General features: G+C 67.7%; 23 protein-coding genes and 1 tRNA gene. 9 read left to right on the forward strand and 15 right to left on the reverse strand.

The window, feature by feature from the left end; translation table 11 throughout:
* Positions 1-207 precede the first annotated feature (207 nt).
* Positions 208-2,328 carry a methyl-accepting chemotaxis protein gene (locus RCF13_RS07450; protein WP_231352392.1) on the reverse strand — a complete coding sequence of 707 codons (2,121 nt, stop codon included), beginning with the start codon at positions 2,326-2,328 and terminating at the stop codon, positions 208-210.
* A 183-nt stretch (positions 2,329-2,511) separates the two neighbouring features.
* Between RCF13_RS07450 and RCF13_RS07455 the strand changes: the two genes are divergently transcribed.
* Positions 2,512-2,967, forward strand: a complete 456-nt coding sequence (locus RCF13_RS07455) for an Rrf2 family transcriptional regulator (protein WP_134969097.1) — start codon at positions 2,512-2,514, stop codon at positions 2,965-2,967.
* Positions 2,957-3,862 (forward strand): NAD(P)/FAD-dependent oxidoreductase, encoded by a 906-nt coding sequence (locus RCF13_RS07460; protein ID WP_134969096.1) that lies wholly within the window; start codon positions 2,957-2,959, stop codon positions 3,860-3,862. The genes RCF13_RS07455 and RCF13_RS07460 overlap by 11 nt, the downstream gene beginning before the upstream one ends.
* A gap of 109 nt (positions 3,863-3,971) precedes the next feature.
* Here the strand turns inward: RCF13_RS07460 and RCF13_RS07465 are convergent, their stop codons facing one another.
* The 4 genes from RCF13_RS07465 to RCF13_RS07480 form a co-directional block, all read right to left on the reverse strand.
* Positions 3,972-5,192 (reverse strand): RtcB family protein, encoded by a 1,221-nt coding sequence (locus tag RCF13_RS07465; protein ID WP_134969095.1) that lies wholly within the window; start codon positions 5,190-5,192, stop codon positions 3,972-3,974.
* A 56-nt stretch (positions 5,193-5,248) separates the two neighbouring features.
* Positions 5,249-6,373: a slipin family protein gene (locus tag RCF13_RS07470; protein WP_134969094.1), complete on the reverse strand. Its 1,125-nt coding sequence runs from the start codon at positions 6,371-6,373 to the stop codon at positions 5,249-5,251.
* A 356-nt stretch (positions 6,374-6,729) separates the two neighbouring features.
* A tRNA-Gln gene (locus RCF13_RS07475) sits at positions 6,730-6,800 on the reverse strand.
* A 649-nt stretch (positions 6,801-7,449) separates the two neighbouring features.
* Positions 7,450-8,406: an aldo/keto reductase gene (locus RCF13_RS07480; protein ID WP_061478982.1), complete on the reverse strand. Its 957-nt coding sequence runs from the start codon at positions 8,404-8,406 to the stop codon at positions 7,450-7,452.
* A 169-nt stretch (positions 8,407-8,575) separates the two neighbouring features.
* On the opposite strand from RCF13_RS07480, the gene RCF13_RS07485 reads away from it, so the two are divergent.
* Entirely contained in the window at positions 8,576-9,433 is an 858-nt protein-coding gene (locus RCF13_RS07485; RefSeq protein ID WP_061478983.1) for a class I SAM-dependent methyltransferase, read from the forward strand.
* Positions 9,434-9,675: 242 nt separating this feature from the next.
* Positions 9,676-10,215: a pseudouridine synthase gene (locus RCF13_RS07490; protein WP_061478984.1), complete on the forward strand. Its 540-nt coding sequence runs from the start codon at positions 9,676-9,678 to the stop codon at positions 10,213-10,215.
* Between the two features lie 94 nt (positions 10,216-10,309).
* On the opposite strand, the gene RCF13_RS07495 is transcribed toward RCF13_RS07490, so the two are convergent.
* Positions 10,310-10,684, reverse strand: a complete 375-nt coding sequence (locus tag RCF13_RS07495) for a hypothetical protein (RefSeq protein WP_061478985.1) — start codon at positions 10,682-10,684, stop codon at positions 10,310-10,312.
* 198 nt (positions 10,685-10,882) lie between these two features.
* Complete coding sequence (gene hrpB, locus RCF13_RS07500; protein ID WP_231352391.1) at positions 10,883-13,387, reverse strand: ATP-dependent helicase HrpB; 2,505 nt, start codon at positions 13,385-13,387, stop codon at positions 10,883-10,885.
* A 67-nt stretch (positions 13,388-13,454) separates the two neighbouring features.
* On the opposite strand from hrpB, the gene RCF13_RS07505 reads away from it, so the two are divergent.
* Complete coding sequence (locus RCF13_RS07505; RefSeq protein ID WP_099485779.1) at positions 13,455-14,252, forward strand: TatD family hydrolase; 798 nt, start codon at positions 13,455-13,457, stop codon at positions 14,250-14,252.
* 78 nt (positions 14,253-14,330) lie between these two features.
* Here RCF13_RS07505 and RCF13_RS07510 read toward each other — a convergent pair whose 3' ends face one another.
* The 4 genes from RCF13_RS07510 to RCF13_RS07525 form a co-directional block, all read right to left on the reverse strand.
* A complete protein-coding gene (locus tag RCF13_RS07510) occupies positions 14,331-15,257 on the reverse strand; it encodes an NAD-dependent epimerase/dehydratase family protein (protein ID WP_134968862.1) in 927 nt (308 codons plus the stop codon).
* Entirely contained in the window at positions 15,254-16,192 is a 939-nt protein-coding gene (gene panE / locus RCF13_RS07515) for a 2-dehydropantoate 2-reductase (protein ID WP_061478988.1), read from the reverse strand. Before panE ends, RCF13_RS07510 begins: the two co-directional genes overlap by 4 nt.
* A 159-nt stretch (positions 16,193-16,351) precedes the next feature.
* The gene (locus RCF13_RS07520) at positions 16,352-17,143 is read right to left on the reverse strand and encodes an ABC transporter permease (protein WP_061478989.1); all 792 of its coding nucleotides are present in this window, start codon (positions 17,141-17,143) and stop codon (positions 16,352-16,354) included.
* Positions 17,140-18,108 (reverse strand): ABC transporter ATP-binding protein, encoded by a 969-nt coding sequence (locus RCF13_RS07525; RefSeq protein WP_061478990.1) that lies wholly within the window; start codon positions 18,106-18,108, stop codon positions 17,140-17,142. Before RCF13_RS07525 ends, RCF13_RS07520 begins: the two co-directional genes overlap by 4 nt.
* Positions 18,109-18,192: 84 nt before the next feature.
* Here RCF13_RS07525 and RCF13_RS07530 point away from each other — a divergent pair, with 84 nt between their 5' ends.
* Entirely contained in the window at positions 18,193-18,942 is a 750-nt protein-coding gene (locus tag RCF13_RS07530; protein WP_072168039.1) for a ferredoxin--NADP reductase, read from the forward strand.
* Positions 18,943-19,017: 75 nt separating this feature from the next.
* Here RCF13_RS07530 and RCF13_RS07535 read toward each other — a convergent pair whose 3' ends face one another.
* The 3 genes from RCF13_RS07535 to RCF13_RS07545 all read right to left on the reverse strand — a co-directional run bounded on the left by RCF13_RS07535 (position 19,018) and on the right by RCF13_RS07545 (position 22,257).
* Complete coding sequence (locus RCF13_RS07535) at positions 19,018-20,187, reverse strand: lytic polysaccharide monooxygenase (protein WP_134968860.1); 1,170 nt, start codon at positions 20,185-20,187, stop codon at positions 19,018-19,020.
* A 181-nt stretch (positions 20,188-20,368) separates the two neighbouring features.
* Positions 20,369-21,538, reverse strand: a complete 1,170-nt coding sequence (locus RCF13_RS07540; protein WP_134968859.1) for a lytic polysaccharide monooxygenase — start codon at positions 21,536-21,538, stop codon at positions 20,369-20,371.
* 233 nt (positions 21,539-21,771) lie between these two features.
* Positions 21,772-22,257 (reverse strand): DUF1203 domain-containing protein, encoded by a 486-nt coding sequence (locus tag RCF13_RS07545; protein ID WP_061478993.1) that lies wholly within the window; start codon positions 22,255-22,257, stop codon positions 21,772-21,774.
* 270 nt (positions 22,258-22,527) lie between these two features.
* Here RCF13_RS07545 and RCF13_RS07550 point away from each other — a divergent pair, with 270 nt between their 5' ends.
* Genes RCF13_RS07550 through RCF13_RS07560 form a run of 3 tightly spaced genes read left to right on the forward strand, consistent with a single transcriptional unit; the run spans position 22,528 to position 25,978 of the window.
* Positions 22,528-24,054: an alpha/beta hydrolase gene (locus tag RCF13_RS07550; protein WP_134968858.1), complete on the forward strand. Its 1,527-nt coding sequence runs from the start codon at positions 22,528-22,530 to the stop codon at positions 24,052-24,054.
* The gene (locus RCF13_RS07555; protein WP_134968857.1) at positions 24,051-24,797 is read left to right on the forward strand and encodes an ATP-binding cassette domain-containing protein; all 747 of its coding nucleotides are present in this window, start codon (positions 24,051-24,053) and stop codon (positions 24,795-24,797) included. The genes RCF13_RS07550 and RCF13_RS07555 overlap by 4 nt, the downstream gene beginning before the upstream one ends.
* A complete protein-coding gene (locus RCF13_RS07560) occupies positions 24,794-25,978 on the forward strand; it encodes an ABC transporter permease (RefSeq protein WP_053496786.1) in 1,185 nt (394 codons plus the stop codon). The genes RCF13_RS07555 and RCF13_RS07560 overlap by 4 nt, the downstream gene beginning before the upstream one ends.
* 72 nt (positions 25,979-26,050) lie before the next feature.
* Here RCF13_RS07560 and RCF13_RS07565 read toward each other — a convergent pair whose 3' ends face one another.
* Positions 26,051-26,476 (reverse strand): hypothetical protein, encoded by a 426-nt coding sequence (locus RCF13_RS07565; RefSeq protein ID WP_134968856.1) that lies wholly within the window; start codon positions 26,474-26,476, stop codon positions 26,051-26,053.
* Positions 26,477-26,496 lie beyond the last annotated feature (20 nt).

The raw sequence follows: 26,496 nt of genomic DNA on the forward strand, positions 1-26,496 counted from the left end.
ACGAAAGGGTAGGCCAGCGGCCGTGTGCATGCCGGCAACGGTGCATTGCACTGCCGTGTACGACCACAGGCCGTAATGAGTGCGGAACGTTGGTCCGCACTGTTCATGCCGCCACCCATGTAGCGTTGGACGCTGCCGGCCCGCGGCCGGCACTACCCCAGTCCGCGCTCCACGGTGGTGCCGGCCGCGGGCCGGCAACCGGATCCCTCAGGCCGCGCGCGCCAACGCGTCCTTCGCTGTCGCCGTGGCCGACAGATCGAACACATCGACCGCATCGATCAACCGGTTCGCCTGCTGTTCCAGGCTGCGCGCCGCGGCGCTGGCTTCTTCCACCAGCGCGGCGTTCTGCTGGGTGGTGCCGTCCATCTGGATCACCGTCTGGCTGACCTGTTCGATGCCCGCGCTCTGTTCCTGCGAGGCTGCAGAGATCTCGGCCATGATGTCGGTCACGCGCTGCACCGAGGCGACGATCTCGGCCATGGTGTCGCCGGCCTCGCGCACGCGCTGCGCACCGTCACCGACCTGTTCCACCGACGCCTCGATCAGCGACTTGATCTCCTTTGCCGCCGCCGCAGAGCGCTGTGCCAGCGTGCGCACTTCGCTGGCAACCACCGCGAATCCGCGGCCCTGCTCACCGGCGCGTGCCGCTTCCACCGCGGCGTTCAGCGCCAGGATGTTGGTCTGGAACGCGATGCCATCGATCACGCTGATGATCTCGGCGATCTGCCGTGACGAGGTTTCGATCGCGCCCATCGTCGCCACCACCTGCCCGACCACGCTGCCGCCCTGCGAGGCGACCGCGTGCGCGCCGATCGCGAGCTGGTTGGCCTGGCGCGCGTGTTCGGCGTTCTGGCGCACGGTGGAGGTCAGCTCTTCCATGGATGCCGCGGTCTCTTCCAGATTGGCGGCCTGCTGCTCGGTACGGCGCGACAGGTCATTGTTGCCGGCGGCGATCTCCGCGGCGGCGGTGTGGATGTTGCCGGAGGCGTGCTTGATGTCGGTGACGATGGTCGCCAGCTGCGTGGCGGTGGTATTGGCATCGCCGGCGATACGCGCGAACACACCCTGGAAATCACCGTGCATGCGTGCACCGAGGCGGCCATCGGCGATCGCGCGCAGCATCGTTGAGACTTCGCCCAGGTTCAGTTCTGTGGTCTGCATCAGGCGGTTCAGGCCATCGACCATCGCGCGGAAGTCATGCTCGAAGCGCGCGCTGTCGCCGCGTTGGCCGAAGTCACCGGCGGCCGCCGCTTCGGCCAGGCGGCGGATTTCGCCGTTGATCGCACCGAGGTTGTGCTTGACCGCATCCAGCGCTTCGGTGATCACGGCCTTCTCGCCGGGCAGGCGTTCCATGTCCTGGCTGAGGTCGCCGACGGCGTAGCGGCCCATGATCGAGATCGCGCGCATCTTCACCCGGATGTGCGCGTCGACCAGCGTGTTGCAGTCGGCCACCATGGTGCCGAACGCGCCGGGGAAGGCAGCGGCGTCCATGCGATGGCTGATGGTGCCGGCCTCGTGCGCCTGGGCCATCGCGGCCTGTGCATCCAGCACGCCGCGCAGCGTGGACTGCAACGCCTGCATCGCCTGGGCGAGGCGTCCGATCTCGTCGCGGCTGCGCACCTGCACCACGTGCTGCAGGTCGCCGGCAGCCACTGCGCGTGCAGCGGCTTCCACCGCCAGTACCGGCTGCACCACCGCGCGCCGCAGCCACCAGGCCAGGCCGATCAGCAACAGCACGGCGGCCAGCACCGTCAGTGACGCGCACAGCAGCAGGGTCTGCCGCGCCTGCTGCGAACGCGCCGCCAGCGCCGCTTCGGCCACCTGCGTGGCATGCGTGCTCAATGCATCCAGTGCGGTCGCCACCGCGCGATCCTTGCCGCGCACGAGGGTGTCGCCGGCGGCGGGATCGTAGCCGGCCGCGGCAAATGCCTGCAGCGCCGCGCGATAGTCCTGCTGCAGCTGCGCGTGCAGGCCGATGAACGCCTGCGCCAGTTCACGCGTGCGCGCGTCCGGGCTGGTCACCAGGCCCTTGGCCAGCCGTTCGACCAGGCGGCCTTCGTTGTCGAAGGCGTCCAGATGGCGCTGACGCAACGCGTCGTCGTGACCACGCAGCAGCACGTTCTTCCATTCCTGCACCTGGCCTCGGAACTCACGCTGCAGGCGTTCGGCGTCGCGGCTGTGCGCGACTTCGGGTGGAACCTCGGTGGACAACTTGAACCAGGCGGAGGCCAGGCCAGCCAGCGCGCACAGCAGGACCACGGCCAAGCCAACAGAGACCGCGCCGAGCAGCTTGGACTGCAGGCGCGGAGCACGGACAGACGCATTCATCGGGAAGCACTCTCGGGAAGGGGCAATGCGGTATCGACCCGCCCAGCCTCCGCTGAAGTGCGACGAACATCACATTAGCGTTTCGTTTAGTGATGTGAAGAAAGTGTTTCATAGGACAAATGTGTCCATATGGAACGAATACGGACCCTGGACAGGAGATATAAATGTAACTAATGTAGTTACATGAAATCCGCGAACCTGCTCTCTGATGCCCTGCACGTGATGGCGCACCTGGTCGGCCAGGACGGCCCGCGCACCTCCGAGCAGCTGGCGTCCTGCCTGCCGACCCATCCGGTGGTGATCCGCCGCCTGCTGGCGCAGCTGCACAGGGCGGGCCTGGTTCACAGCGCCCGTGGTCATGGCGGTGGCAGCCAGTTGGCGCGCGATGCCGCAGCCATCACCCTGCATGACGTCTACCTGGCGGTGGGCGCACCGTCGCTGGTACAGGTCGGTACCCGTGATTCCGGCGGTGGCTGCCCGATCCAGCAGCTGGTCAACAGCGCTTTGCTGGAGGGTGCACGCGAAGCACAGCGCCTGCTCGAACAGCGCCTGCGGGCGACCACGCTGGACAAGCTCGGCGCCGACTTCGCCCGCCATCTCGCCCATCACCGTTCCCTGGAAGGTCACCATGAATTCTGATGTGCTCATCGTCGGCGGCAGCTATGCCGGCATTGCCGCCGGCCTGATCCTGGCCCGTGCCCGCCGCCCGGTCACCGTCATCGACGCCGGTTCACCACGCAACCGCTTCGCCAGCCATTCGCACGGGGTGCTGGGGCTGGATGGCATCAGCGGCGCCGAGCTGCTGAAGACCGCGCGCCAGCAGCTGCTGGATTACCCCAGCGTGCGCTGGGTGCATGCCGAGGCCGTGCAGGCCACCGCCGGCGCAGTGGGTGTGGAAGTGCGCACGGCCGATGGCCAGGTGCTGGCCGCGCGCAAGCTGCTGCTGGCCAGCGGTATCGCCGACCAGCTGCCGGAGCTGCCCGGACTGGCCGAGCGCTGGGGCAGCACCGTGCTGCACTGCCCCTATTGCCACGGTTACGAAGTGGGCGGTGGCGCCATCGGGCTGCTTGGCGGGCATCCGATGTCCGCCAGCAAGGCGCCGCTGTTTGCCGACTGGGGCAATGTCACCTTCTTCAGCCAGGGCCTGCCGATCACCGATGAGGAACGGGCTGCCATGCAGCAGCGTGGCGTGCGGATCGAGACGTCGCCGGTGCTGGGCGTGCAGGGCGACCAGCCGACCTGGCTGGAAGTGGAGCTGGCCGATGGCCGCCGCATCGCCCAGCGTGCGCTGTTCGTGCCGGCCACCCAGGTGATGGCCACGCCGCTGGTGCAGCAGCTGGGTTGCACATTGGCCGAGAGCCCGCTGGGCGAGTTGATCGAGGTCGACATGATGAAGCAGACCTCGGTGCCGAACGTGTATGCCGCAGGCGATGCGACCACGGTCGGCAACATCACCCTGGCCATGGCCGAAGGCGTGCGCGCGGGCATCGGCGTGCACCACGCGCTGGTGGCTGAAGACAGCAGCGCGCGCTGAACGTTGCACAGGTAGAGGCCGACCCTGGTCGGCGCCGTTCCCTCCACGCATGGCGTGGATCTACTGCCATTGGGTGCGGTGGGTGCCGGCCTTGGCCGGCACCGCTCCATTACCCCTTCACGCACAACACCTGGTGCAGGGTGTGCACCACGTCGACCAGGTCCAGCTGCGCGGCCATCACATCGTCGATCGACTTATACGCGGCCGGTGACTCGTCCAGTACGCCGCTGTCCTTGCGGCATTCCACGTGCGCGGTGGCCTCGCGGTGCTGGGCCAGCGTGATCTGCTGGCGCGCGGCGCCACGGCTCATCACCCGGCCGGCACCGTGGCTGCAGCTGTGGAAGCTGTCCGCGTTGCCCTTGCCACGCACGATGTAGCTGCGCGTGCCCATGCTGCCGGGAATGATGCCCAGCTCACCTTCGCGGGCACTGACGGCTCCCTTCCGGGTCACCAGCAGCTCCTGCCCGTGGTGCGTTTCCTTCTGCACGTAGTTGTGGTGGCAGTTCACCGCCATCGCCGCCAGCTGGAACTTCGGCAGCCGGTGGCGCATCTCGGCCAGCACGCGCGACATCATCGCCTCGCGGTTCTGCCGGGCGTAGTCCTGTGCCCACGACACGGCTTCGACGTAGTCATCGAACAGCGGCTCGCCTTCCATGAAGAAGGCCAGGTCCTTGTCCGGCAGGTGGAAGCCGAGCACGCGCCGGGCCAGTTCCTCGCGCGCCTTCTCGATGAAGTAGGTACCGATCAGGTTGCCGGTACCGCGCGACCCGCTGTGCAGCATCACCCACACCGTGTCGGTCTCGTCCAGGCACAGTTCGATGAAGTGGTTGCCACCACCCAGTGTCCCGAGCTGGCGGTCGAGCTTGTCGGTGCGGATCCTGCGGTGCCTGTCCTTGATCTTCTCCAGGCCGGCGGCCAGCCCGGACTGCACCAGGCGGGTATGGATGCTGTCGGGCATGCGCTGATGCTCGCCGCCGCGCCCGTTGCCGACCGGGATGCTGCGCTCGATGCTGTTGCGCAGCTGCCGCAGGTCATCGGGCAGGTCGTTGGCGCGCAGCGTGGTGCGCACGGCCGCCATGCCGCAGCCGATGTCGACGCCGACTGCGGCCGGGATGATCGCACCGCGGGTCGGGATCACCGAGCCGACGGTCGCGCCCTTGCCCAGGTGCACGTCCGGCATCACCGCCACCCACGGCCCGACGAACGGGATCGCGGCGATGTTGCGCAGCTGCTCATGCGCCTGCGCTTCCAGTGGCACGCCGTTGACCCAGCCCTTGATCGGCGTGCTGCCCTCGGCATGCAGCCATTGATAATTGTGTTGAGTGTCCATGTCTCCGTGTATGTCCTTGATGGGCCGGCGGCGCGTCCCTGCGCCGCCGCGACCCCCTACCTGATCGTCACCAGCTGCTTCAGCACGCCATCCAGGCCGCCGAACACGGTGAGCGTGTCGATCTTCTCGGTGACCTTCTCCAGCGCCTCCAGCTCCTTCAGGCGCATCAGCACCGGGTTGTCCTCGATCAGCTTTGCGGTGTTGAGCTGCGAACGCGTGGCGTTGGCCTCCTCGCGGCGACGGATCACGCTGGCCTGGGCCTGCTTCTCGGCCAGCACCACGCCGTTGAGGATCTCCTTCATCTCGCCCGGCAGGATCACGTCCTTGATGCCGACGCCGAGCAAGCGCACGCCGTGGCCCTCGATCGCCGCCTGCACATGGGCGGCGATCTCACCGTCCAGTGCTGCCTTGTCGCCCAGCAGCTCGTCCAGGCTGCGCGCGGCAATCGCCTGGCGCAGGCCGAACTGCAGCTGCCGATAGATGAATTCATCGGCATTGCTGAGCGTGCGGTGTGCACGCACCGGGTCGACCACCTGCACGGTCGCGGCCAGGTTCACGCGCAGGGTCACCTTGTCGCGGCTGAGCAGCTCCTGGCCGGATACGTCCAGCGACCGCGCACGCAGCTCCACACGCTCCACCGACACGTTGCCGTTGAAGTTCCAGAACGCGTGCAGGCCGGCGTCCAGCGTCTGCCGCAGCGTGCCATCGATGAACAGGAGGCCCACCGACTCGCTCGGCACGCTGCTGATCACCGCCACACGCGGCAGCACGCCCAGCTGGCCCAGGCGCTGCTGCACGTCCGCCGGAATGCGCGGCTCGTCACCCAGCGCCATCACGCGCACCTGGGTGTCGACCGAACCGCGCCAGTACAGGCGACGGCTGCCCGGCGGCAGCACTTCATCGATGCGGCCATTGCGCAGCAACAGGCCAACTTCGCTGGCGCCGACGTTGGCCAGCACGAAGTGCGTCTCCAACCGCGCGCCCAGTGCCTCGATCAGGCTGTCCTGGTCGCTGCCGGTGTAGGCCGCGCCCTTCGATGCGGTGTGGATGTCTACCTGCGGGCGGCCGCCGAACAGCGACAGGCGGTGCACGCCCGGCAGCAGGATCTGCTGGAAACGACGGTTGCGATACACCAGGCCGCGCTCGCCGTCGCCGATCACGACCTTGATGGTCCAGAACATGGGAGTCTCTCCTTGTATGGCTCTGGTGGTTCGACCCGTTGCGGATGAATCGCCAAGACCCGGGTCGATCAGGTCGTGGCGAGGCCGCCTGCACACCACGTGCAGGCAGCGGAAGAGGGCGGCCATCGGCGGACGGTCCGCGCGCGGAGCCTTCGGTGCACCGGCAGTGCTGCCATCGTCGTTCCCGGCAGGCAGCACCGGGGCGGAACGTGGCTGGCAGTGACGGCGGGCCGAGGCCCGGCGTGCGGTCCGTTGCCTTCCAGGCCCCGCCCGAAGGCGATGGCGGTGGACGGCGACGATGGCCGCTGGGGCTTGCGCCCCGGGTGTTGCTTCAAGTCATGACGTGACAGGTCATGTGGTTGGAGTGGGAATCGAACCCACGACAGACGGAATCAGGATCCGTTGCTCTACCCGACTGAGCTATCCAGTGGTGAACCGCGCGGAATCGAACCGCGTACCGGCGAACCGGCGCCTGCCTCCAGCAGGCGATCCAGGCGATGGCTTGTCCGCGACCGCCGGCATACGCCACGGCAACGCCGCGCGCACCAGCCCGTGGTGGAAACGGGACCGTTGGAGAATCGAGGGTGCAGGCCACCGACATTATCGGCGAGCGATAATGTTTGGGTGCGATGCAGATAATGTCCAGGCGTTGCCATGCACGCGGAGAAAATCCTCCGGCGCGGCAGAAAAACCTGGATCAGTGAGCGGCGGGTCGCCGCGCGGGGTGCAGTTCTGGCATCGCGGGTCCTTGTGCCGACGCAAACGAAAACGCCCCCGGGACTTGCGTTCCGAGGGCGTCGTCAGGCCTCGGAGATCGGGGTGGCCGATCTCCGCAGGGCGGGTATCAGGCCGTTGTCAGCTGGTCTTCCTTGCCGAACGCGCGCGCCGGCCGGTCCATGCGCAGGCATGGCAGCAGTTTGGCGATGGCGAAGGAATGCGCGTTCAAGGGAAGTTTCCAGTGGGTGTTGAAACGAGGTGCGCACGATAAACCACGATTTAGTCGCGCGCAACCATTTTGTTGAATTATTTTCTTCGATGTACGTGTCATGCCGGCCAGCGGCCGGCACTACCGGGTCTCATGATTCGGCGCTGGCGGCATCCAGCTGCGCGACATCCTGCACGCTCAGCGATACGTTGGCTGCGGCCAGCAGGTCGTGCAGCTGTTCGACGCTGGTGGCGCTGACGATCGGCGCGGTGATCGACGGCCGCGCGATCTGCCAGGCCAGTGCGATCTGCGCAGCGCTGGCGCTGTGCTTGCTGGCTACGTCATCCAGCGCCTGCAGGATGCGCAGGCCGCGCGGGTTCAGATAGCGCTTCACCACCGTCTCGCCACGTGCCGGGCTCTTGGCTGCATCGGCCGGCGTGCGGTACTTGCCGCTGAGGAAGCCACTGGCCAGCGCGTAGTAGCCGATCACACCGATCTGCTCGCGCTGCACCAGCGGTTCCAGCTCCCTTTCGTAGCCGGCGCGGTCGTACAGGTTGTACTCCGGCTGCAGGGTTTCGTAACGCGGCAACTTGTAGTCGGTGGACACCTTCAGCGCATCGGCCAGGCGCGTGGCGCTGTAGTTGGAAGCACCGATCGCACGCACCTTGCCGGCCTCGATCAGGCGGCCGAACGCAGCCAGCGTGGCTTCCAGCGGCGTCGACTCGTCATCCTCGTGGGCCTGGTAAAGATCGATCACGTCGGTCTGCAGCCGGCGCAGCGAATCCTCGACCGCCGCATTGATGTTGTCCGGGGTCAGGCCAGGGCGTTCGGCCCACTTGGCCACCTTGGTTGCCAGCACCACCTTGTCGCGCTTGCCGCTGCGGGCAAGCCACTTGCCGATCAGCGTCTCCGATTCGCCGCCGACATTGCCCGGCACCCAGGCCGAGTACACATCGGCGGTGTCGACCAGGTTGAAGCCGGCATCGACGAAGGCATCGAGCAGGGCGAAGCTGGCCTTCTCATCGGCGCTCCAGCCGAACACGTTGCCACCGAAGGCGAGCGGACGTACATGAAGGCCGGAACGGCCCAGTTCGCGGGTTGCCGTCATGGGCACGGACTCCTTGGGGGAAGTGTTCCAGAATAGAACGCGATGTGTGACCGTGCTGCGGCGACGACCACAAAACAGTGTTCCGCGACGCGCACGCCGCTAACGTTTTGTGAACACCTGGGACGCTGCGACTGCTAGTCTCGCCGCATCTTCCGCTGGAGTCGCCCCGATGATGCCTGCTTCGTCCCTGCGTGGTTGCCGCCTGCTGCTTGCTTCGGCCCTGCTTGCTGCTGTTCCCGCGTTCGCCGCACCGGCCACGGTGGCACCGGCGAAGATCGAGGTCTTGCCGGCCATCGACGCGGCGGTAAAGGCGCCCACCCGCGATGCCAACAACGTCAAGCGCGATGGCTTCCGCCATCCGGCGCAGACGCTGTCGTTCTTCAAGGTGGCACCGGAAAAGACCGTCATCGAGATCACCCCCGGCAACGGCTGGTATTCGGAAATCCTGGCGCCGCTGCTGCATGACAAGGGCCATTACGTCGCTGCGGTGGTCGATCCGATGGCGGTGCCCGAAGGCCGTGGCCGTGACTACCAGCAGCGCAGCCGCGACAGCCTGGAAAAGAAGTACGCCGGCGCGCCGGCACAGTTCGGCAAGACCGCCGTGGTGGCCTACGATCCGGCCAAGCCGGTGTTCGGCCCGGCCAATTCAGCCGACGTGGTGCTGACCTTCCGCAACGTGCACAACTGGCGCAAGGCCGGCCAGGCGCAGGGCATGTTCCAGGGCTTCTTCAACGTGCTCAAGCCGGGTGGCGTGCTGGGCGTGGTCGAGCATCGCGCCAAGACCGACGTGGCCGACGACGATGACACCGGCTATGTCGGCCAGCAGCAGGTGATCGCGATGGCCGAGGCCGCCGGTTTCAAGCTGGACGCGCGCAGCGAGGTCAACGCCAACCCGCGCGACACCAAGGACCACCCCAATGGCGTGTGGACGCTGCCTCCGACCAACCAGCACGACAAGGCCGATGATGCGAAGTACCAGGCGATCGGCGAAAGCGACCGCATGACCCTGCGTTTCATCAAGCCGTAAGCCGGCACGCCGTAGCGCCAGCGCGGAGTGCCCCGTAGAGCCGAGCCGATGCTCGGCTCATTGCGCGCAGCGCGACGGAGCACAACAGCAGCCGAGCGTGGGCAATGCCGGCCGTCCTGACCGGCACCCTTCGGACCGTCGCACGCGACGTTGGCAGCGGCTCCTGCCGCTGCCTCCGGTTCTACAGTTGCCTGGGCGCGAGGCGTGGGACAATGCCCCACCCGCCGCCCGCCGTGCCTGCAATGCTGATCGCCTTCAACAAGCCCTTCAACGTGCTCTGCCAGTTCACCGACCGCAGCGTGCCGCCGCGGCCGACCCTGGCCGGATTCGGCCTGCCGCCGCGCGTGTATGCCGCCGGCCGCCTGGACCATGACAGCGAGGGCCTGCTGCTGCTGACCGACAACGGCACGCTGGCGCACAAGCTCACCGACCCCAGGCACAAGGCCGACAAGACCTACTGGGTGCAGGTGGAAGGCACGCCCAGTGACGAGCAGCTGCAACAGCTGCGCGATGGCGTTGTGCTCAACGATGGGCCGACCCTGCCGGCGAAGATCGAGCGCCTCGACCCGGCGCCGACGCTGTGGACGCGCGATCCGCCGGTACGCTTCCGCAAGACCGTGCCGGACAGCTGGTTGGCGATCACGATCCGCGAAGGCCGCAACCGCCAGGTGCGGCGGATGACAGCGGCAGTGAACCTGCCGACGTTGCGGCTGGTGCGGGTGTCGATGGGACCGTACCGGCTGGAGGACCTGCAGCCCGGACAGTGGCGGCAGATCGGTTGAAACAGAAAGGGCCGGAGGCCTCGCGGCATCCGGCCCTCATGGAGTGCCTTGGGGTCAGAGCCCTTCCTGTGGAAGGGATCCGACCCCGGCAGGCTCAGGCGTCGCTGCCGATATCGCTGTGCTCGTCCACGACGGTGTCGTTGCGGCGGTCACGCGCGCTGATGCGCTGCGCCTGCCCATTCACCACGTGGCCATTGGCAGCCTTCTTCTTCTGCTGCTTGCGGTACAGCGCATAGCCGAGCAGGCCGACACCCACCGCAGCAGCGGCCACGGCCACTGCGGGATTGCGGCGCACGAACTTGGTGGCGACCTTGCCGCCGGTCTTCACTGCGCCGAGGGCGGCGCCGGTCTTGATCCAATCCGCGTTGCGCAGGCTGCCACCGGCGCTCTTCAGGCCATCGCCGGCGGTGTGGGCCAGCTCCAGGGCGCGCTCCAGAGCGCGGTCGGTGATTACGGTCAGCTTGCTCATGCGGGGGTCCTTTGCCTCGGGTCGAAGTCCAGTGTCGCGCGTTGCCCGTAAACGGTATGTCAGTCGGGGACGCACGTGGTGTGACTCTACCGCAGCCATTCAGGATCAGGCAGGGTCCCAAACCGGTAGCCGGCCGCTGGCCGGCAGTCCCGGAGCACCTTGTGGAATGCATTGCCGGCCAGCGGCCGGCACTACCCGTCAGGTTCCACGCGGCTTGGCGCGGTGCGTGGCTGTCGCGGTCCACGGATCGTCCGGCCACGGATGGCGCGGGTAGCGCCCCTTCATTTCCTTTTTCACTTCGGCGTAGGTGCTTTCCCAGAAGTTGCGCAGGTCCTGGGTGACCTGCAGCGGGCGGCCGCCGGGGGAGAGCAGGTGCAGGGTCAGCGGCACGCGGCCATCGGCGATGCGCGGCGTGTCGGCCAGGCCGAACAGTTCCTGCAGCTTCACCGCCAGTACTGGCGGCAGCGGGTCACCACTCTCGCTGTCCAGCGCATAGGTGATCGGCCGCTCCAGTCCGGACGGCACCGTGATGCGGGTCGGCGCATGACGCTCGACCAGCTGCCGCTGCGACCACTCCAGCGGCGACTTCAGTGCCTCACCGAAGCTGGATTCGTCCAGCGCATCCAGACGGCTCTTGCCGGCAAACGCGGGTTGCAGCCACTGCGCACGGTTGGCCAGCAGCGCCGCGTCGCTGCAGTCGGGCAGGTCCAGCTCCGGCATCCAGCGCCGTAGTGACTCGACGCGCGCCTGCCACTGGCGCAGGCCCTCGGTCCACGGCAGCGCCTGCAGACCGAGTTCAGCCACCGCGTCGGTCAGTGCCTGCGCGGCGTGCTGCGGATCGACCCGGCCGGCCGAGCGGCTGTCCAGCACGATGCGGTCGAAACGGGTCTCGCGCAGCGCCACCAGGGCGCGTCGTTCGCTGTCCCAGCGCACCACGTCTTCAGTGACGAAGCGCTCCGGCCACGCCTTGCGCAGCCGATCCTCGTCCACCGGTGCGGCGCGCAGCAGCAGTGCATCGCGCGCCTCGAAGCGCAGTTCGCTGGCCACCAGCCACGGCTCACCGCGCAGGTCGCTCAGCTCGTGCAGGCGCGCGCTGCGGCCATTGGCCAGCAGGTAGCGCAGAGGATCGCTGGGATGCTGGAAGCCAATCCGGTCAGGGAAGGCATGAGCGAGCAGGTCGCCCAGCTCATGGGCCTCGATGCTGGCCGGCGGCGTGGCTTCGCAGCGCAGGCGGCGACGCCACTGCTTGGCGGCGGCATCGATCGCGGCCAGCCCGCTGCGGTTGGCATCGCCCGGTGTGCGGCCATTGCGGAACGCGGCCAGTGCGCGCCAGCGGGCCGCCAGCGCGTCGCCGCCCTGGCGCAACGGGTCGCGCGCCTCCAGCAGCGCGGCCAGATCGGCGGCCAGCGCCTGGGCGCGGGCATCGGGCGCTGCCAGCAGCATCGCCGCCATCCGTGGATGCGTGCCCAGCGCCAGCACACGTCGGCCCAGTTCGGTGATCGCGCCACTGCTGGACAAGGCGCCGAGCCGTTGCAGCAGTTCGCGCGCCGCGCCCATCGGACCCGCCGGGGGCGGATCGAGGAAGCGCAGATCGCTGCTGCCCCAGGCCGCCAGCTCCAGTGCCAGTCCGGCCAGTTCCACCTGGTCGATCTCGGCGCGGCGCTGCGGTTCCAGCCGCTGCGACTGGGGCCACAGCCGCCAGGCCACGCCCTCGGCGACGCGGCCGGCGCGGCCCGCGCGCTGGTCGGCCGATGCCTGCGCGATGGCCACCACGTCCAGCCGGGTGAAACCACTGTTGGGGTCGTAGCGCGGTTCGCGTGCCTGGCCGCTGTCGATCACCACGCGCACGCCGGGCAACGTCACCGACGACTCGGCGACGTTGGTCGCCAGCACCACGCGACGGCGGCCATCGCTGGCCGCCTGCAGTACGCGCGCCTGCTGTTCCACCGGCAGTTCACCGTGCAGGGCCAGGACCTCGACATCGCCATTGAGCGATTCCTGCAGGCCCGCCTGCACCCGTGCGATCTCGCGCTGGCCGGGCAGGAACACCAGCAGGTCACCGGGGTGCTCGGCCAGGGCCTGCTGCACAGCGCGCCGCACCTGCAGCTCGAGTGCTTCATCGCGGCGCGCCGGGAAGTGGCTGATCGCCACCGGATAACTGCGGCCTTCGCTGCTCAACCGCGGTGCATCGAGGAAGCGCGCCAGCCGCTCCCCGTCCAACGTGGCCGACATCACCACCAGGCGCAGGTCGTCACGCAGCTGCGCCTGCACGTCCAGCGCCAGCGCCAGCCCGAGGTCGCCACTGAGGTGGCGTTCGTGGAACTCGTCGAACAGGATTGCCCCGACCTCTTCCAGCATCGGGTCGTCCTGCAGCATGCGGGTCAGGATGCCTTCGGTGACGACTTCGATGCGCGTGCGTGACGAGATCCTGTTCTCGAAGCGGATGCGGTAGCCGACCGTGCCGCCGACGTCCTCGCCGAGTTGTCGCGCCATGAACAGCGCCGCGCTGCGTGCGGCGACCCGGCGCGGTTCCAGCAGGATGATCTTGCGGCCCTGCAGCCACGGTGCGTCGAGCAGGGCCAGTGGCACCTGGGTGGTCTTGCCGGCACCGGGCGGGGCCTCCAGCACCAGTCGCGACTGTGCGGCCAGGTGCTGCTGGATCTGCGGCAGCAGCGGGGAAATCGGGAAGAGCGGGGCGGTCATGTGCAAAGGATAAGGGGCCACGGCGGGCCCAGGTACAATGCGCGGGCACTTTTCCCCCACGATGACCATGCACCTGATCGATATCGGCGCCAACCTGACCCACGACTCCTTCGACCGCGACCGCGACGCCGTGCTGGACCGCGCGCGCCAGGCCGGCGTGGTGCAGATGGTCATCACCGGCGCCAGCCGCGAGCACTCGCCGTTGGCGGTGCAGCTGGCCCAGCAGCATCCGGGCTTCCTGTACGCCACCGCCGGCGTGCACCCGCATCACGCGGTGGAGTACACCGAGGAATGCGATGCCGAGATGCGCGCGCTGCATGCCCACCCGGAAGTGGTGGCGGTGGGTGAGTGCGGGTTGGACTACTTCCGTGATTTCTCGCCGCGCCCGGCCCAGCACCGCGCGTTCGAGCGCCAGCTGCAGCTGGCGGCAGACAACGGCAAGCCACTGTTCCTGCACCAGCGCGACGCGCACGCCGATTTCATGGCGCAGATGAAGAATTTCGAAGGTCGCATCGGCCCGGCGGTGGTGCATTGCTTCACCGGCGAACGCGATGAGCTGTTCGATTATCTGGACCAGGATTGGTACATCGGCATCACCGGCTGGCTGTGCGACGAGCGCCGTGGCGCGCACCTGCGCGAACTGGTGAAGAACATCCCGGCCAACCGCCTGATGATCGAGACCGACGCGCCGTACCTGCTGCCGCGCACGCTGAAGCCGATGCCGAAGGACCGGCGCAACGAGCCGATGTTCCTGTCGCACATCGTGGAAGAGCTGGCACGTGACCGTGGCGAGGACGTTGCGGTGACCGCGGCCAATGCCACGGCGGCCGCCCGCGCGTTCTTCCGCCTGCCCGACGCGGGTTGATCCGTGGAGCCGAGCCCATGCTCGGCTTATCGCGCGCAGCGCGAAAGACGCAAAGAGCAGCCGAGCATGGGCTCGGCTCTACAAAGCGCTGTCCGGTAGCGCCGGGCCATGCCCGGCGAGCGAAGCGGCAAGGTCCGTCAGGCCTTCACGGTAACTCGGGAAGCGCGGCTGCCACCCCAGCGCTTCACGCGTGCCACGGCTGTCGATGCGCTTGTTGCTCTCGTAGAAGCGCCGCAGCGTCGGGCTCAGTGCCGGGTCATCCCAGGCCACGGCGGGCGGCAGCGCAAACCCACCCAGCTGCGCAGCGAAGGCCAGCACATCCTGTGGCGGTGCCGGTTCGTCGTCGCTGGGCAGGTACAGGCCCTTGTGCGTCGGTCGCTGCATTGCGGCGATGACGACGGTTGCCAGGTCATCCACGTGCAGTCGGTTGAACACCTGGCCCGGGCGAACCACGTGGCGTGCACGGCCCAGCGCCAACTGCACCAGCGCATTGCGACCCGGCCCGTACAGGCCGGGCAGGCGGAACACCGCCGAGGCGATGCCGCGTTGTCCGGCCAGTGCACGCCACTGGGCTTCCGCGAGCAGGCGCTGCACGCCAGCCGCTTCAGTGGCGTCGGCCGCGCTGCGCTCGTCGATCCAACCGCCGGCGCGGTCGGCATACACCGAGGCCGACGACAGATAGCCGACCCAGCGCAATGCCGGGCTGGCCTGCAGCGCGGGCAGCAGCAGGCGCAGTGCCGGGTCCCCTTCAGCATCCGGTGGCACGCTGCACAGCACGGCATCGGCCTGTGCGATCTCATCGAGCAGGGCAGGCGACGGTGGCGTGTCGGCGTGCAGCTGATGCCGCGGCAGGCCATCGTCCGGCGCGAACGAGGGATCGCGCACCGTGCCGGCCACGCCTACGCCGTGCGCCTGCAGCTGCGCGGCCAGCACGCGTCCGCTCCAGCCCAGCCCGAGAATCAGTACCCGCGCGGGCAACGGGCTGGCCTGCAAGGCGGTACTCACGCGACCCGCAGTGCCTGGTAGGCCTGCAGGCTGCTGTAGGCAACCTGCAGCAGCAGGGCTTCCTGATCAGCCCTGCGCGCACGCACCAGCATGTCGCCAACAATCTGTTCGGCCTCCACCTGCTGGCCGGCCTCCAGATCGCGCAGCATCGAGGCCTTCAACGCCGAGCCGGCCTGGGTCAGCGTGCCGCGCGCAGTGTCCTGCGCTGCCTCCGGAACCGGTTCACCGGCGGCTTCGGCGACGGCCAGGCACTCGTCGTAAAGGCCACGTACGATCGCTTCGCCATCATCGGTGGCGACGATGGTGCCGATATCCGCGCGCAGCAGGCAGGTGGCCGCGGCCAGCGCGGTCAGGAAGGTGTACTTGATCCACTGTTCCTGGCCGATACGTTCGCTGGCAAGGTGATCAAGGTTGGCCTTCGCGCAGACCGCAGCCAAGGCGCGCACGCGCGCGGAGATCGCGCCGCCGTCGCGCTCGCCGAAGGTGAGCTTGGCCGGCTTGCCCAGATGCAGCACCGCGCCATCGGGCGCCTTGGTGGCGCTGATGAAGCACAGGCCGCCGAGCACCGCGTCGCGGCCAAAGCGCATATCCAGTGCGTTGTAGTGGTGCAGGCCGTTGAGGATCGGCAGCACGGTGGTGTTCGCTCCGACTGCCGGGGCGATGGCATCGATCGAACTGTCCAGGTCGTAGGCCTTGCAGCTGAGGATGACCAGATCGAAGGGCTTCTGCGCGGCCAGTGCGGGCAGTGCATCAGCCGTGACGTGCTGAACCGGGAAACGCGCATCACCCAGTGGGCTGCGGATGACCAGGCCATCATGGTCCAGCTGCGCGGCGCGCGCGGGGCGCACGAGGAAGGTCACGTCCACGCCGGCCTGGGCCAGGCGGCCACCGAAGTAACCGCCGGTGCCGCCGGCGCCGAGGATCAGGATGCGCATTGCACGTTCACCGTTTTCTGGGGGGAATCAGAACTGCGATTGTGCCGGAGATTGCTGGCGAAAAAGAGCCGAGCGTAGGCTCGGCTCTACAGGCTGCTGCATCCACGCATGGCGTGGATCTGGTGTTGCCGGCCAGCGGCCGGCACTACCACGCAGGTCTCAGCTGCGCATGCCCACGCCACGGCGCAGCAGCCACAGGGCCAGCGCCGTCAGCACCACCACGAAACCGATCATCAGGCCGTAGGCCACCGGCAGCGGCACATCGCTGCTGCCCAGCAGGCCATAGCGGAACGCATTGACCATGTAGAAGATCGGGTTCGCGTGCGTGGCCGCTTCGGCCCAGCCTGGCAGCAGCTTCACCGAATAGAACACGCCACCCAGGTAGGTCAGCGGGGTCAGGATGAAGGTCGGCACGATCGCCACGTCGTCGAATTTCTTCGCGTACACCGCATTGATGAAGCCGGCCAGCGAGAAGATCGTTGCGCCCAGCAGCACCGTGGTCAGCGTCACCAGCGGGTGCGGGATGCGCACCGGGGTGAAGAACATGGCGATGATCAGCACGATCACGCCCACCATCAGGCCGCGCAGCACGGCGCCGGCCACGTAGCCCCACAGGATCACCCAGTTCGGCATCGGGCTGACCAGCAGCTCTTCGACGTGGCGGCCGAACTTGGCGCCGAAGAACGAGGAACTGATGTTGCCGTAGCTGTTCTGGATCACGCTCATCATCACCAGGCCCGGTACGATGAACTGCATGTAGGTGTAGCCACCCATGTCACCCACGCGCGACCCGATGAGGTTGCCGAAGATCAGGAAGTACAGGGTCATGGTGATCGCCGGCGGCACCAGGGTCTGGCCCCAGATGCGCATGATGCGGGCGACTTCTCGGCGCACGATGGTCATCAGCGCGATGCGGTTGCGCTGGCCGTCGGTCAGCTCGGTGGTGCTCATGCAGGCTTCTCCATGTTGCCGGTGAGGCGCACGAACAGCTCCTCCAGGCGGTTGCTCTTGGTACGCATCGAACGCACGCGGATACCCGCCTCGTTCAGCGTGGCGAACACGCGGTTGAGGTCCATCGCGCGTGGCATGTCGATGTCCAGCGTGTGCGGATCCGGCGCGGTCAGCGTCGCGCCCTCGATCACCGGCAGCTGTGCCGGCAGGTCACCGTCGATGTCCAGCAGGAAGCCTTCCACGTCCAGCTTGGCCAGCAGGGTGCGCATCGGCCCCTGCTCGACGATCTGGCCATGGTTGATGATCGCCAGGTGGCGGCACAGGTACTCGGCCTCTTCCAGGTAGTGGGTGGTGAGGATGATCGTGGTGCCGGCACCGTTGATCTCCTTCAGCACGCGCCACATGTCGCGGCGGATCTCGATGTCCACGCCGGCGGTGGGTTCGTCCAGGATCAGCAGCCGCGGGCGGGTCATCATCGCGCGGGCGATCATCAGCCGGCGCTTCATGCCGCCGGACAGCGTGCGGCTCATCACCTGCGCCTTTTCCCACAGGTGTGCGCGCTTCAGCTCTTCCTCGGCGCGCTTTTCGGCTTCCTCGCGCGGCACGCCGTAGAAACCGGCGTAGTTCACCAGGATGTCGAAGGGCTTCTCGAACAGGTTGAAGTTGATTTCCTGCGGCACCAGGCCGATCAGGCGCATGGTGGCGCTGCGGTTGCGCACCAGGTCGCTGCCGAACACTTCCACCTGGCCCTCGCTGAGGTTGACCAGGGAGCTGATGATGCCGATCAGGGTCGACTTGCCGGCCCCGTTGGGGCCGAGCAGGGCGAAGAAGTCGCCCGGGGCCACTTCCAGGGAAACGCCCTTCAGGGCCTGGGTGCCGTTGTCATAGGTCTTGCGCAGGTCGCGCACGCGCAGGGCGGGCGCCGTATCGTTCTGGGATGCCAAGCTCGAAGCCTTCGCGCCCATGGGCTGGCGCTGGAGAGGGGCGGGGAGGGGCTATTATAGAAGACCCCGAGGGCTTGCCCCGGCTACACACTGTCCCGAAAAGTCGTGCCTGTTCAATTCCCCCTCAAGCTGGTCGGCTGCCGCATGCTGGCCCCGACCGTCGGCCATTACCAGTTCGTGCGTGACGATGGGCAGCCGCTGGATTTCCAGCCCGGCCAGTTCATCCAGGTCCATTTCAGCTACGCCGACGGCACCGAAACCAAGCGCAGCTACTCGCTGGCGACCATCCACGACCATGCGCTGGGCCCGGGCGAGGCGGTGGACATCGCGGTCAGTTTCGTGCCCGGTGGCGCCGCCACGGCCCTGTTCGAGGCATTGGAGCAGGGCAGCCAGATCAGTGCGTCCGGCCCCTATGGCCGGTTCTGCCTGAATCCCGGTGACCACAACGCCCGTTACCTGCTGATCGCCACCGGTACCGGCGTTACCCCGTACCGCTCGATGCTGCCGCTGCTGGAGAAGGCCATGGCCGAACGCGGCGTGCAGATCGTGCTGCTGCAGGGCGCGCGCAGCCCGGGCGAGCTGCTGTACAGCGAAGATTTCTACAGCTTCGCCGAAAAACACGCGAACTTCCGCTATGTTCCGTGCCTGTCGCGTGAACTCCCGGCTGATCCGCACCCGGACGTACAGCACGGCTACGTGCAGCAGGCGCTGGCCGGCTTCACGCCGGACCCGGCCACCGACATCGCCTACCTGTGCGGCAACCCGGACATGGTCGATGCCTGCGCCGAGCTGCTGAAGGCCGCCGGCCTGGGCAACCCGCAGATCCGCCGCGAGAAGTACGTCAGCAGCAAGTAAGTCAGGGTAGTGCCGGCCGCTGGCCGGCAACTCCAAGAACCGGAGGCGGTGCCACGCCGCCCCCGGTCGCCTGCCTCAGTACGCGACCCAGGCATCGCGCCAGGCGAAACCGGTGCCCGGGCGATAGGCATCGGCGTTGATGTTGCACCACGCGCCTTCCGGGAACGGGCGGCAGGCATACAGCTTGCCGTCGGTGCCCTTGACCACGGTTTCGCCCGGCGTGTAGCTGCCGATACCGGCCGGATACACGAAGTCGTAGTCGTCACCCGGCGGCGGATCGACCGGATCGACCGGGCCCGGCAGGCGGGTATCGATCTGGAACAGGTTGCCCGGCTTCAGGTAGACGCGGTTCTCGGTGGCCGAGGCGACCGGCGTGATCACGCCGTTCCTCATTACGCCCACACGCGCCTGCTGTGCACTGGCGTTGACCTTGCGGGCCAGCGCCAGCGGCCACTGGTTCGCAGCGGTCTGGCCTGCGGCCAGAGTGATCTCCGGACGCTCCAGATCATTGCCCTGGGCGTTGAACACGCGCAGCGTCAGGGTGGTGCCTTCTTCCAATGCACCGCGGGCGGTGACCGGGCCGGCGTCCTGCCACTGCGGCGGCGGTTCAACGCCACCACCGCCTTCGAAGCGCACATCCGCGCAGGTATAGAACGCTTCACCGGAATCCGAGCGCTGCCAGGTGTTGTAGATGATGTGCTGGCCGCTGCGCTTGGGCAGCGGGCAATCCAGCTTGTAGACGTCGCCGGAGACCGGCACGTTGCCCAGCGTGCAGAATTCCTGCAGGTCGGCCCAGCGCAGCGGGCTGCCCGGCTGCCAGCCGTCGCGGGTGACGTAGAACTTCCACTCGCGGGTAGCATGCGGGGCCGGTGCCTTGAACTCGAAGGTGTAGCGCCCGCGCGAATCGGCGCGGATCGGCGAGGTCGGCCAGTCACTGCGGTTCAGATCGAGGCCGCGGTACTTGCTGTTGCCGCCGCTGCACAACTCGCCATCTGGAACCACCGCTTGATGGTTGCCGTTGGCGTTGGCCTGGTTGACACCGGCCCAGTCGTAGAACGGCTGGGCGCCGCCGATGGCCTTGGCGGCGGCGCAGGCCGGGTTGGTCGGATTTTCGGGATTGCCCTGGTAACAGGCATAGACACGGCTGGCGGGTTTGGACAGGGTGCCGTGGGCGAACGCGCTGCCAGAGGTGGCAATGCCTGCGATCACAGACAGCGCGAAGACAGTCCGGTGTGACAGATGCATGGAGATCTCCTGTGGGTGGTGAAACCCCGCGAAGTCTCGGCATCCCGCCCGCCCGCATCCATCGGATTACGTTGAAAAAAGCATCGCGTGGTTGCATATGGGAACGGCTTCACACTCACGCGCTGTCGCGTCTCACGCTATGCAGGGAACGGCGCTCTGCCACCGTTCCCTGTACCCGGTCTCAGTATGCAATCCAAGCATCGCGCCATGCACTGCCCACACCGGGGCGATATGCCTCGGCATTGACGTTGCACCACGCACCTTCCGGGAACGGGCGGCAGGCGTACAGCGTGCCGTCGGCACCCTTCACCACGGTCTGGCCGGGGATGTAGCTGCCGATGCCCGCCGGGTACACGTGGTCGAAATCACCGCCCGGTGACGGCGTGCCCGCGTCCGGTACCTGGGTGTCGAGCTGGAAGCGGTTGCCGTCCTTCAGGTACACCCGGTTGTCGGTGGCCGAGGCGGCCGGCGTGATCACGCCGTTGCTGAGCACGCCCACGCGTGCGTGCTGCGCACTGGCGTTGACCTTGCGTGCCAGTACCAGCGGCCACTGTGCGGCGGCAGTCTGGCCGCTGGTCAGCGTGGCTTCCACGCGTTCGACATCATTGCCGTTGGCATTGAACACGCGCAGCGCCAACGTGGTGCCTACCGGCAGCTCGCCGCGCGCGGTGACCGGGCCGGCATCCTGCCACTGCGTTGCCGGTGCCGTTCCGCCGCCGCCCTGGAAGCGCACATCCATGCAGGTATAGAACGCCTCGGTCGAATCCGAGCGCTGCCAGGTGTTGTAGATCACATGCTGGCCGCTGCGCTGCGGCAACGTGCATTGCAGCTTGTAGGTGCCATCGGCCGACAGCGGTGTATTGCCCAGCGTGCAGAACTCCTGCAGGTCGGCCCAGCGCAGCGGGCTGCCCGGCTGCCAGCCTTCGCGGGTGACGAAGAAGCGCCAGTCACGGGTGGCGTGCGGTGCGGTCGCCTTGAACACGAAGGTGAACCTGCCATTGGCATCGGGCTGGATCGGCGTGGTCTGCCAGTCACTGCGGTTCACATCCAGCCCGCGGAAGGTCGGGTTGTTGCCGCTGCACAGCTTGCCGTCGGGTACCACGGCCTGGTGGTTGCCATTGGCATTGGCCTGGTTGATGCCGTTCCAGTCGTAGAACGCCTGCGAACCGCCGATGGCCTTGGCGGCGGCACAGGCCGGGTTGGTCGGGTTCTCGGGGTTGCCCTGGAAACAGGCGTAGACGCGGCTGACAGGCGTGGTCATGGTGCCGTGGGCGAACGCGTTGCCGGCCAGGCACAGGCCCGCAGCCACGAACGAGGTGGCCAGCAACAGCGGTGTGGATCGGAATGACATGGCGCATCCTTGTGGTCGTCGAAAGGGAACGGTGACCGCAGGCGCTGCGCTGCGCGGCGGACTTCCGGCGGCACCACGGCGAGTATCGAGTCGCGATGCAGGCGACGGAACCATCGAAGTGCCGATCCGTGACTGCGCATGTGAAGCCCTTCCCGCAGGCTTCACGCAGGACTGAACAGATGCGCTGTATGTCACGTGATCGGCGTGGCATCGATCACGTCATGGAGATCACGCTACGCGGTCCCGGTACCCACCCGATCTGCCTGGCACGAGAAACAGCCATGCGCCGCGTTGTGCAGCTGGACGAACGCCACCGACGGGTCGGCAAACAGTGCATCCAGATGGTCGGCCACCTCGGTGCCCGCACAGACCTGGGCACCGCACATCAGCGCGGCGTGGTCATAGGCACGCATCGAAATCATCCGGCGCTGCACATACGGGGGCACCTCGCCCGGCGTCAGGACGCAACGGGTCACGCCGCGCTGCACGAAGATCGGGCCGGCGGCGCGGTACGGCGAATGCAGCGGCAGGTGGACGTGGGACAGCAGGAGCAGCTCGCTGCCAGGCGCGGGATCGCTCAGGCTGATCCGGCAGGGATGTCCGCCGTTGGCGCCGGCCCAGCGACGCTGGATGCCGAGCGCGGCGAGCGCGCTGTCGCTCATCTCGAACAGGTGCAGGAAGGGGCGATGGTCGATGCCACCGAGGTACCACGTGTGCATGGGCGTCTCCTGGGTCTGCGGCGGATTCTGCGCGTGCGCCGGCGGCCGTGCTCGCCGTTTTCAGACCCCGCATCGCCGTCGGGCCGGGGCGCTGCGGTCCGCCGCCGATGCCGCCCTGTGCCGGCCGAGGCCGAGGGGCGGGACTGCCTGGTCTGGGCGGATTCGTCATTTGCCCATCGCCGTCGGCGCGCTGCCCGTGTAAGTTGGGTCACATCTTCCGCGGCAGCCCGTCGTGGTCGACAGGAACGTCCTCCAGGGGAAACGAGCACGATGCAAAGACACCACCTCGCGCTGGCCGGGATGCTGGCCAGCCTGATGCTTGCCGGGTGCAGCCAGCCGCCGCCGGCCGACGCCGGAAGCGCCAGCGATGCACCCAGCCGCCGCTTCGGCACGATCGACTTCCAGCCCTGCACGCTGTCTACCGAAGGCGCCAGCGCCAACGTGGAGGCGCAGTGCGCCACCCTGCAGGTGCCGGAGGACCGGGCCCAGCCCGGCGGTCGCCGGATCGGCCTGCGTATCGCCTGGCTGGAATCGGGCAGCAGCGGCGCCAGCCAGCCGGACCCGGTGTTCTTCCTGGCCGGCGGCCCCGGCCAGGCGGCCAGCGAGGTGGCGGTCATCGTCGACACTGCACTGCGCCAGGTGCGCAAACAGCGCGACGTGTTCCTGATCGACCAGCGCGGCACCGGCGGCTCCAACCCGCTCAGCTGCCTGGGCGCGGACGGCAAGCCGCTGCAGGTGGACGAGGATGCCGCGCCTTCCGAGGCAGCGTTGCGCGACTACGCCCAGCGCTGTGCCGCATCGCTGCAGGGGCGTGCCGATGCGCGCTTCTACACCACCACCGAGGCGATCGCCGATCTGGATGCGGTGCGTGCGGCGCTCGGTGTGGACCAGCTCAACCTGGTTGGCGGCTCCTACGGTACCCGCGTGGCCCAGCGCTATGCCGGGGCCTACCCGCAGCACACCCGCAGCATCGTCATCGATGGCGTGGTACCGAACGAGCTGGTGGTCGGTGGCGACTTCGCGACCACCTTCGAGGATGCGATCGCCCTGCAGTCGGCGCAGTGCCGCAAGGATGCCGCGTGCAGCAAGCGTTTCCCGACCGATACCCGCGCGCAGCTGCGCAGCGTGGTCGACACCCTGCGCCGTGCACCGGTCTCGGTCGAGTATCGCGACCCGGGTACCAACGCACCCCGGCAGGATGTCCTGACGCCGGACAGCGTGGTCGGCCTTGCCTTCGCCTTCTCCTACGTGCCGCAGTATTCCTCGCTGCTGCCACTGGTGCTGGATGAAGCCGCACAGGGGCGCTATGCCCCGTTGGCATCGCTGGCGCGCGGCGCGAACCGCAGCATGGATTTCCAGATCAACCGCGGCATGCAATGGTCGGTGATCTGCAGCGAGGATGCGCCGCGCTACCACGCGCCGGCCGAGGATCCCGAACGCCTGTTCGGCAACGAAGTGGCCAGTGCGTTCTTCGCGGCCTGCCCGGTGTGGCCGCACCGTCCGGCGTCGGCAACCGATGCCGTGCCGCTGCGCAGCGACGTGCCGGCACTGCTGCTGTCCGGTGAGCTGGACCCGGTGACGCCGCCGCGCTACGCCGCACAGGTGCTCAAGGGCCTGCCCAACGGCCGTGCGCTGGTCGCCCGTGGCCAGGGCCATGGCACGTTGACCGCCGGCTGCATGCCGCGGCTGCTCGGACAGTTCATCGACAAGACCGATGCCAAGGCGCTGGATGCCGGCTGCCTGGACACGCTGAGCTACGTGCCGGCGTTCACCTCGTTCAACGGATGGGAACCATGATCGTCGCCGACAACCTGCACAAGGCCTTCGATACCCGCACGGGCCGCATCCAGGCGGTCGCCAACGTCGGCTTCCGCGCCGGGGATGGGCAGATCACCGGCCTGCTCGGCCCCAATGGTGCCGGCAAGACCACCACCATGCGCATGCTGTACACACTGATGACGCCCGACCAGGGCAGCATCACTGTCGATGGCATCGATGCCGCCCTCAATCCGGTGGAGGTGCGCCGCCACCTCGGCGTGCTGCCCGATGCGCGTGGCGTCTACAAGCGCCTGACCGCGCGCGAGAACATCGCCTACTTCGGCGAACTGCATGGCCTGTCTGCCGAGCGCATCCGCGAACGCATCGAGGTGCTGTCGCACGCGCTGGACATGGGTGACATCCTCGACCGGCAGACCGATGGCTTCTCGCAGGGCCAGCGCACCAAGACCGCGATTGCCCGCGCGCTGGTGCACGACCCCCGCAACGTCATCCTCGATGAACCGACCAATGGTCTGGACGTGATGACCACGCGCGCGCTGCGCCGCTTCCTGCTGGGCCTGCGCGATGAGGGGCGCTGCGTGATCCTGTCCAGCCACATCATGCAGGAGGTGGGGGCGTTGTGTGACCACATCGTGATCATCGCCAAGGGCACGGTGATGGCTGCCGGCAGCGCCGACGAGCTGCGTGCGCAGGCCGGCGAAGCCAACCTGGAAGATGCGTTCGTGAAACTGATCGGCAGCGAAGAGGGCCTGCACGCATGAGCATGATGTCGACCCTGATGACGGTGATGCGCAAGGAACTGCGCGACCTGTCGCGTGATCGCCGCACACTGCTGCTGACCCTGCTGTTCGGGCCGCTGTTGTACCCGGTGCTGCTGCTGGGCATGGGCAAGCTGGCCGAGAGCCGGGTGCGTACCCAGATCGAAGAGCCGTTGCAGATCCCGACCATCGGCGCCGAGAACGCGCCGAACCTGGTGCGCTTCCTCGCCGCACAGGGCCTCAATGCCGCACCGGCACCGAAAGACCTGGCCGAGGCCATCCGCACCCAGGACATCGATGTGGCGCTGCGCATCAGCGATGATTTCGGCAAGGACTGGGCCGAGGGCAAGCCGGCGCTGGTGGAGGTGATCAAGGACAGTACGCGTCGCGCGGCCGAAGTACCCAGTGCACGCCTGGAGGCGGCGCTGGCCACCTACAACGGCCAGGTCGGTGCACTGCGCCTGATGGCACGCGGCATCGACGCACAGGTGGCACGCCCGCTGGACGTGGCGCGCCAGGACCTGGCCAGTGCCGAGGCCAAGCGCGGCATGATCCTGTCGATGCTGCTGCCGGTATTGCTGACGCTGACCTCGTTCATCGGTGGCGCCTACCTGGTGATGGACGCCACCGCCGGCGAGCGCGAGCGGCAGTCGCTGGAGCCACTGCTGGCCACGCCGGGTTCGCGCAGCGCGATCGTCAGCGGCAAGATCGCCGCCGCCTGCGTGGTCGGTTTCGTGTCGCTGCTGCTGACCCTGGTCGCGTTCAAGGTGAGCGCGCAGATCGCACCCGGCAACATCGGCCGCCAGTTCAACATGAACGTCGGCTCGATGCTGCAGATGCTGCTGGTGATGTTGCCGATGCTGCTGATCGGCACCTCGCTGCTGACCTTCCTGTCGGCCGCGGCCAAGAGCATGAAGGAAGCGCAGAGCCACATGACCTGGCTGATGCTGCTGCCGATGCTGCCCGGCTACGCACTGGTGGCCTATCCGCTGAAGAGCGAGCTGTGGCAGTACGCCGTGCCGTTCCTGTCGCAGAACCAGATGCTGCTGAAAGTGATCCGCCACGAGATCATCACCCCGGCGGTCTGGGCGATCTACCTCGGCGCCAGCCTCGGCCTGGCCGCCGTGCTGTGGTTCGCCGCCGTGCGCCGCTATCACAACGAGCGCCTGGCCATCTCTGGTTGACTGCAACCGGTAGCGCCAGGCCATGCCCGGCGGATGGGGAACGAGGCCCGGTCATTCCGGGCCTCGTTGTTCTCAGGTTCGCGTTGCCTGCCAAACGGCGAAGCGCTGGGCGATCACCGGTGCCAGTCGGTCAAAGTTTTCCCAGGTATCGGCGACGTGGTACAGCGAAGGAAGATCGTCTGCCAGCAATTCGATGTAGTCATCGGGATACAGGCAGTCATCCGCTTGGTAGTACTCCAGCGTGAATGCGTTCGCTTCATCGTTGATCATTTCGTCAAGGAACTTGCCATCACACACCAGCAGGAACTGACCGGGTGTCATAGCACGCCGGGTCAAGGATTCCAGCTCCTCCTGCATGTCGTCGGCCAGTTCTTCGCCTGCCATACCCCGCAGTAGGAGCCATGCCACGTACATGCCGATATGCGTTGCACCGGCCTCGGGCGGAAGCTCGGCAGGAAAATCACCGTCGGAATGCCAGCTGGCGTCGTCGTACTTCATCTGTTCCCCTCCCGAAATCA

This window comes from Stenotrophomonas maltophilia group sp. RNC7 (assembly GCF_030910085.1).
GTDB classification, from domain to species: Bacteria; Pseudomonadota; Gammaproteobacteria; order Xanthomonadales; family Xanthomonadaceae; genus Stenotrophomonas; species Stenotrophomonas sepilia.

Bases quoted from the DNA above. Each gene is read 5' to 3' on its own strand.
- RCF13_RS07455 (WP_134969097.1), top strand. From the start codon at position 2,512: ATGAAATCCGCGAACCTGCTCTCTGATGCCCTGCACGTGATGGCGCAC.
- RCF13_RS07450 (WP_231352392.1), bottom strand. From the start codon at position 2,328: ATGAATGCGTCTGTCCGTGCTCCGCGCCTGCAGTCCAAGCTGCTCGGC.
- RCF13_RS07540 (WP_134968859.1), bottom strand. From the start codon at position 21,538: ATGTCATTCCGATCCACACCGCTGTTGCTGGCCACCTCGTTCGTGGCT.
- RCF13_RS07535 (WP_134968860.1), bottom strand. From the start codon at position 20,187: ATGCATCTGTCACACCGGACTGTCTTCGCGCTGTCTGTGATCGCAGGC.
- RCF13_RS07470 (WP_134969094.1), bottom strand. From the start codon at position 6,373: ATGTTCTGGACCATCAAGGTCGTGATCGGCGACGGCGAGCGCGGCCTG.
- panE (WP_061478988.1), bottom strand. From the start codon at position 16,192: ATGCGCATCCTGATCCTCGGCGCCGGCGGCACCGGCGGTTACTTCGGT.
- RCF13_RS07480 (WP_061478982.1), bottom strand. From the start codon at position 8,406: ATGACGGCAACCCGCGAACTGGGCCGTTCCGGCCTTCATGTACGTCCG.
- RCF13_RS07490 (WP_061478984.1), top strand. From the start codon at position 9,676: ATGCTGATCGCCTTCAACAAGCCCTTCAACGTGCTCTGCCAGTTCACC.
- RCF13_RS07460 (WP_134969096.1), top strand. From the start codon at position 2,957: ATGAATTCTGATGTGCTCATCGTCGGCGGCAGCTATGCCGGCATTGCC.
- RCF13_RS07485 (WP_061478983.1), top strand. From the start codon at position 8,576: ATGATGCCTGCTTCGTCCCTGCGTGGTTGCCGCCTGCTGCTTGCTTCG.
- RCF13_RS07520 (WP_061478989.1), bottom strand. From the start codon at position 17,143: ATGAGCACCACCGAGCTGACCGACGGCCAGCGCAACCGCATCGCGCTG.
- RCF13_RS07555 (WP_134968857.1), top strand. From the start codon at position 24,051: ATGATCGTCGCCGACAACCTGCACAAGGCCTTCGATACCCGCACGGGC.
- hrpB (WP_231352391.1), bottom strand. From the start codon at position 13,387: ATGACCGCCCCGCTCTTCCCGATTTCCCCGCTGCTGCCGCAGATCCAG.
- RCF13_RS07495 (WP_061478985.1), bottom strand. From the start codon at position 10,684: ATGAGCAAGCTGACCGTAATCACCGACCGCGCTCTGGAGCGCGCCCTG.
- RCF13_RS07525 (WP_061478990.1), bottom strand. From the start codon at position 18,108: ATGGGCGCGAAGGCTTCGAGCTTGGCATCCCAGAACGATACGGCGCCC.
- RCF13_RS07560 (WP_053496786.1), top strand. From the start codon at position 24,794: ATGAGCATGATGTCGACCCTGATGACGGTGATGCGCAAGGAACTGCGC.
- RCF13_RS07505 (WP_099485779.1), top strand. From the start codon at position 13,455: ATGCACCTGATCGATATCGGCGCCAACCTGACCCACGACTCCTTCGAC.
- RCF13_RS07465 (WP_134969095.1), bottom strand. From the start codon at position 5,192: ATGGACACTCAACACAATTATCAATGGCTGCATGCCGAGGGCAGCACG.
- RCF13_RS07545 (WP_061478993.1), bottom strand. From the start codon at position 22,257: ATGCACACGTGGTACCTCGGTGGCATCGACCATCGCCCCTTCCTGCAC.
- RCF13_RS07550 (WP_134968858.1), top strand. From the start codon at position 22,528: ATGCAAAGACACCACCTCGCGCTGGCCGGGATGCTGGCCAGCCTGATG.
- RCF13_RS07565 (WP_134968856.1), bottom strand. From the start codon at position 26,476: ATGAAGTACGACGACGCCAGCTGGCATTCCGACGGTGATTTTCCTGCC.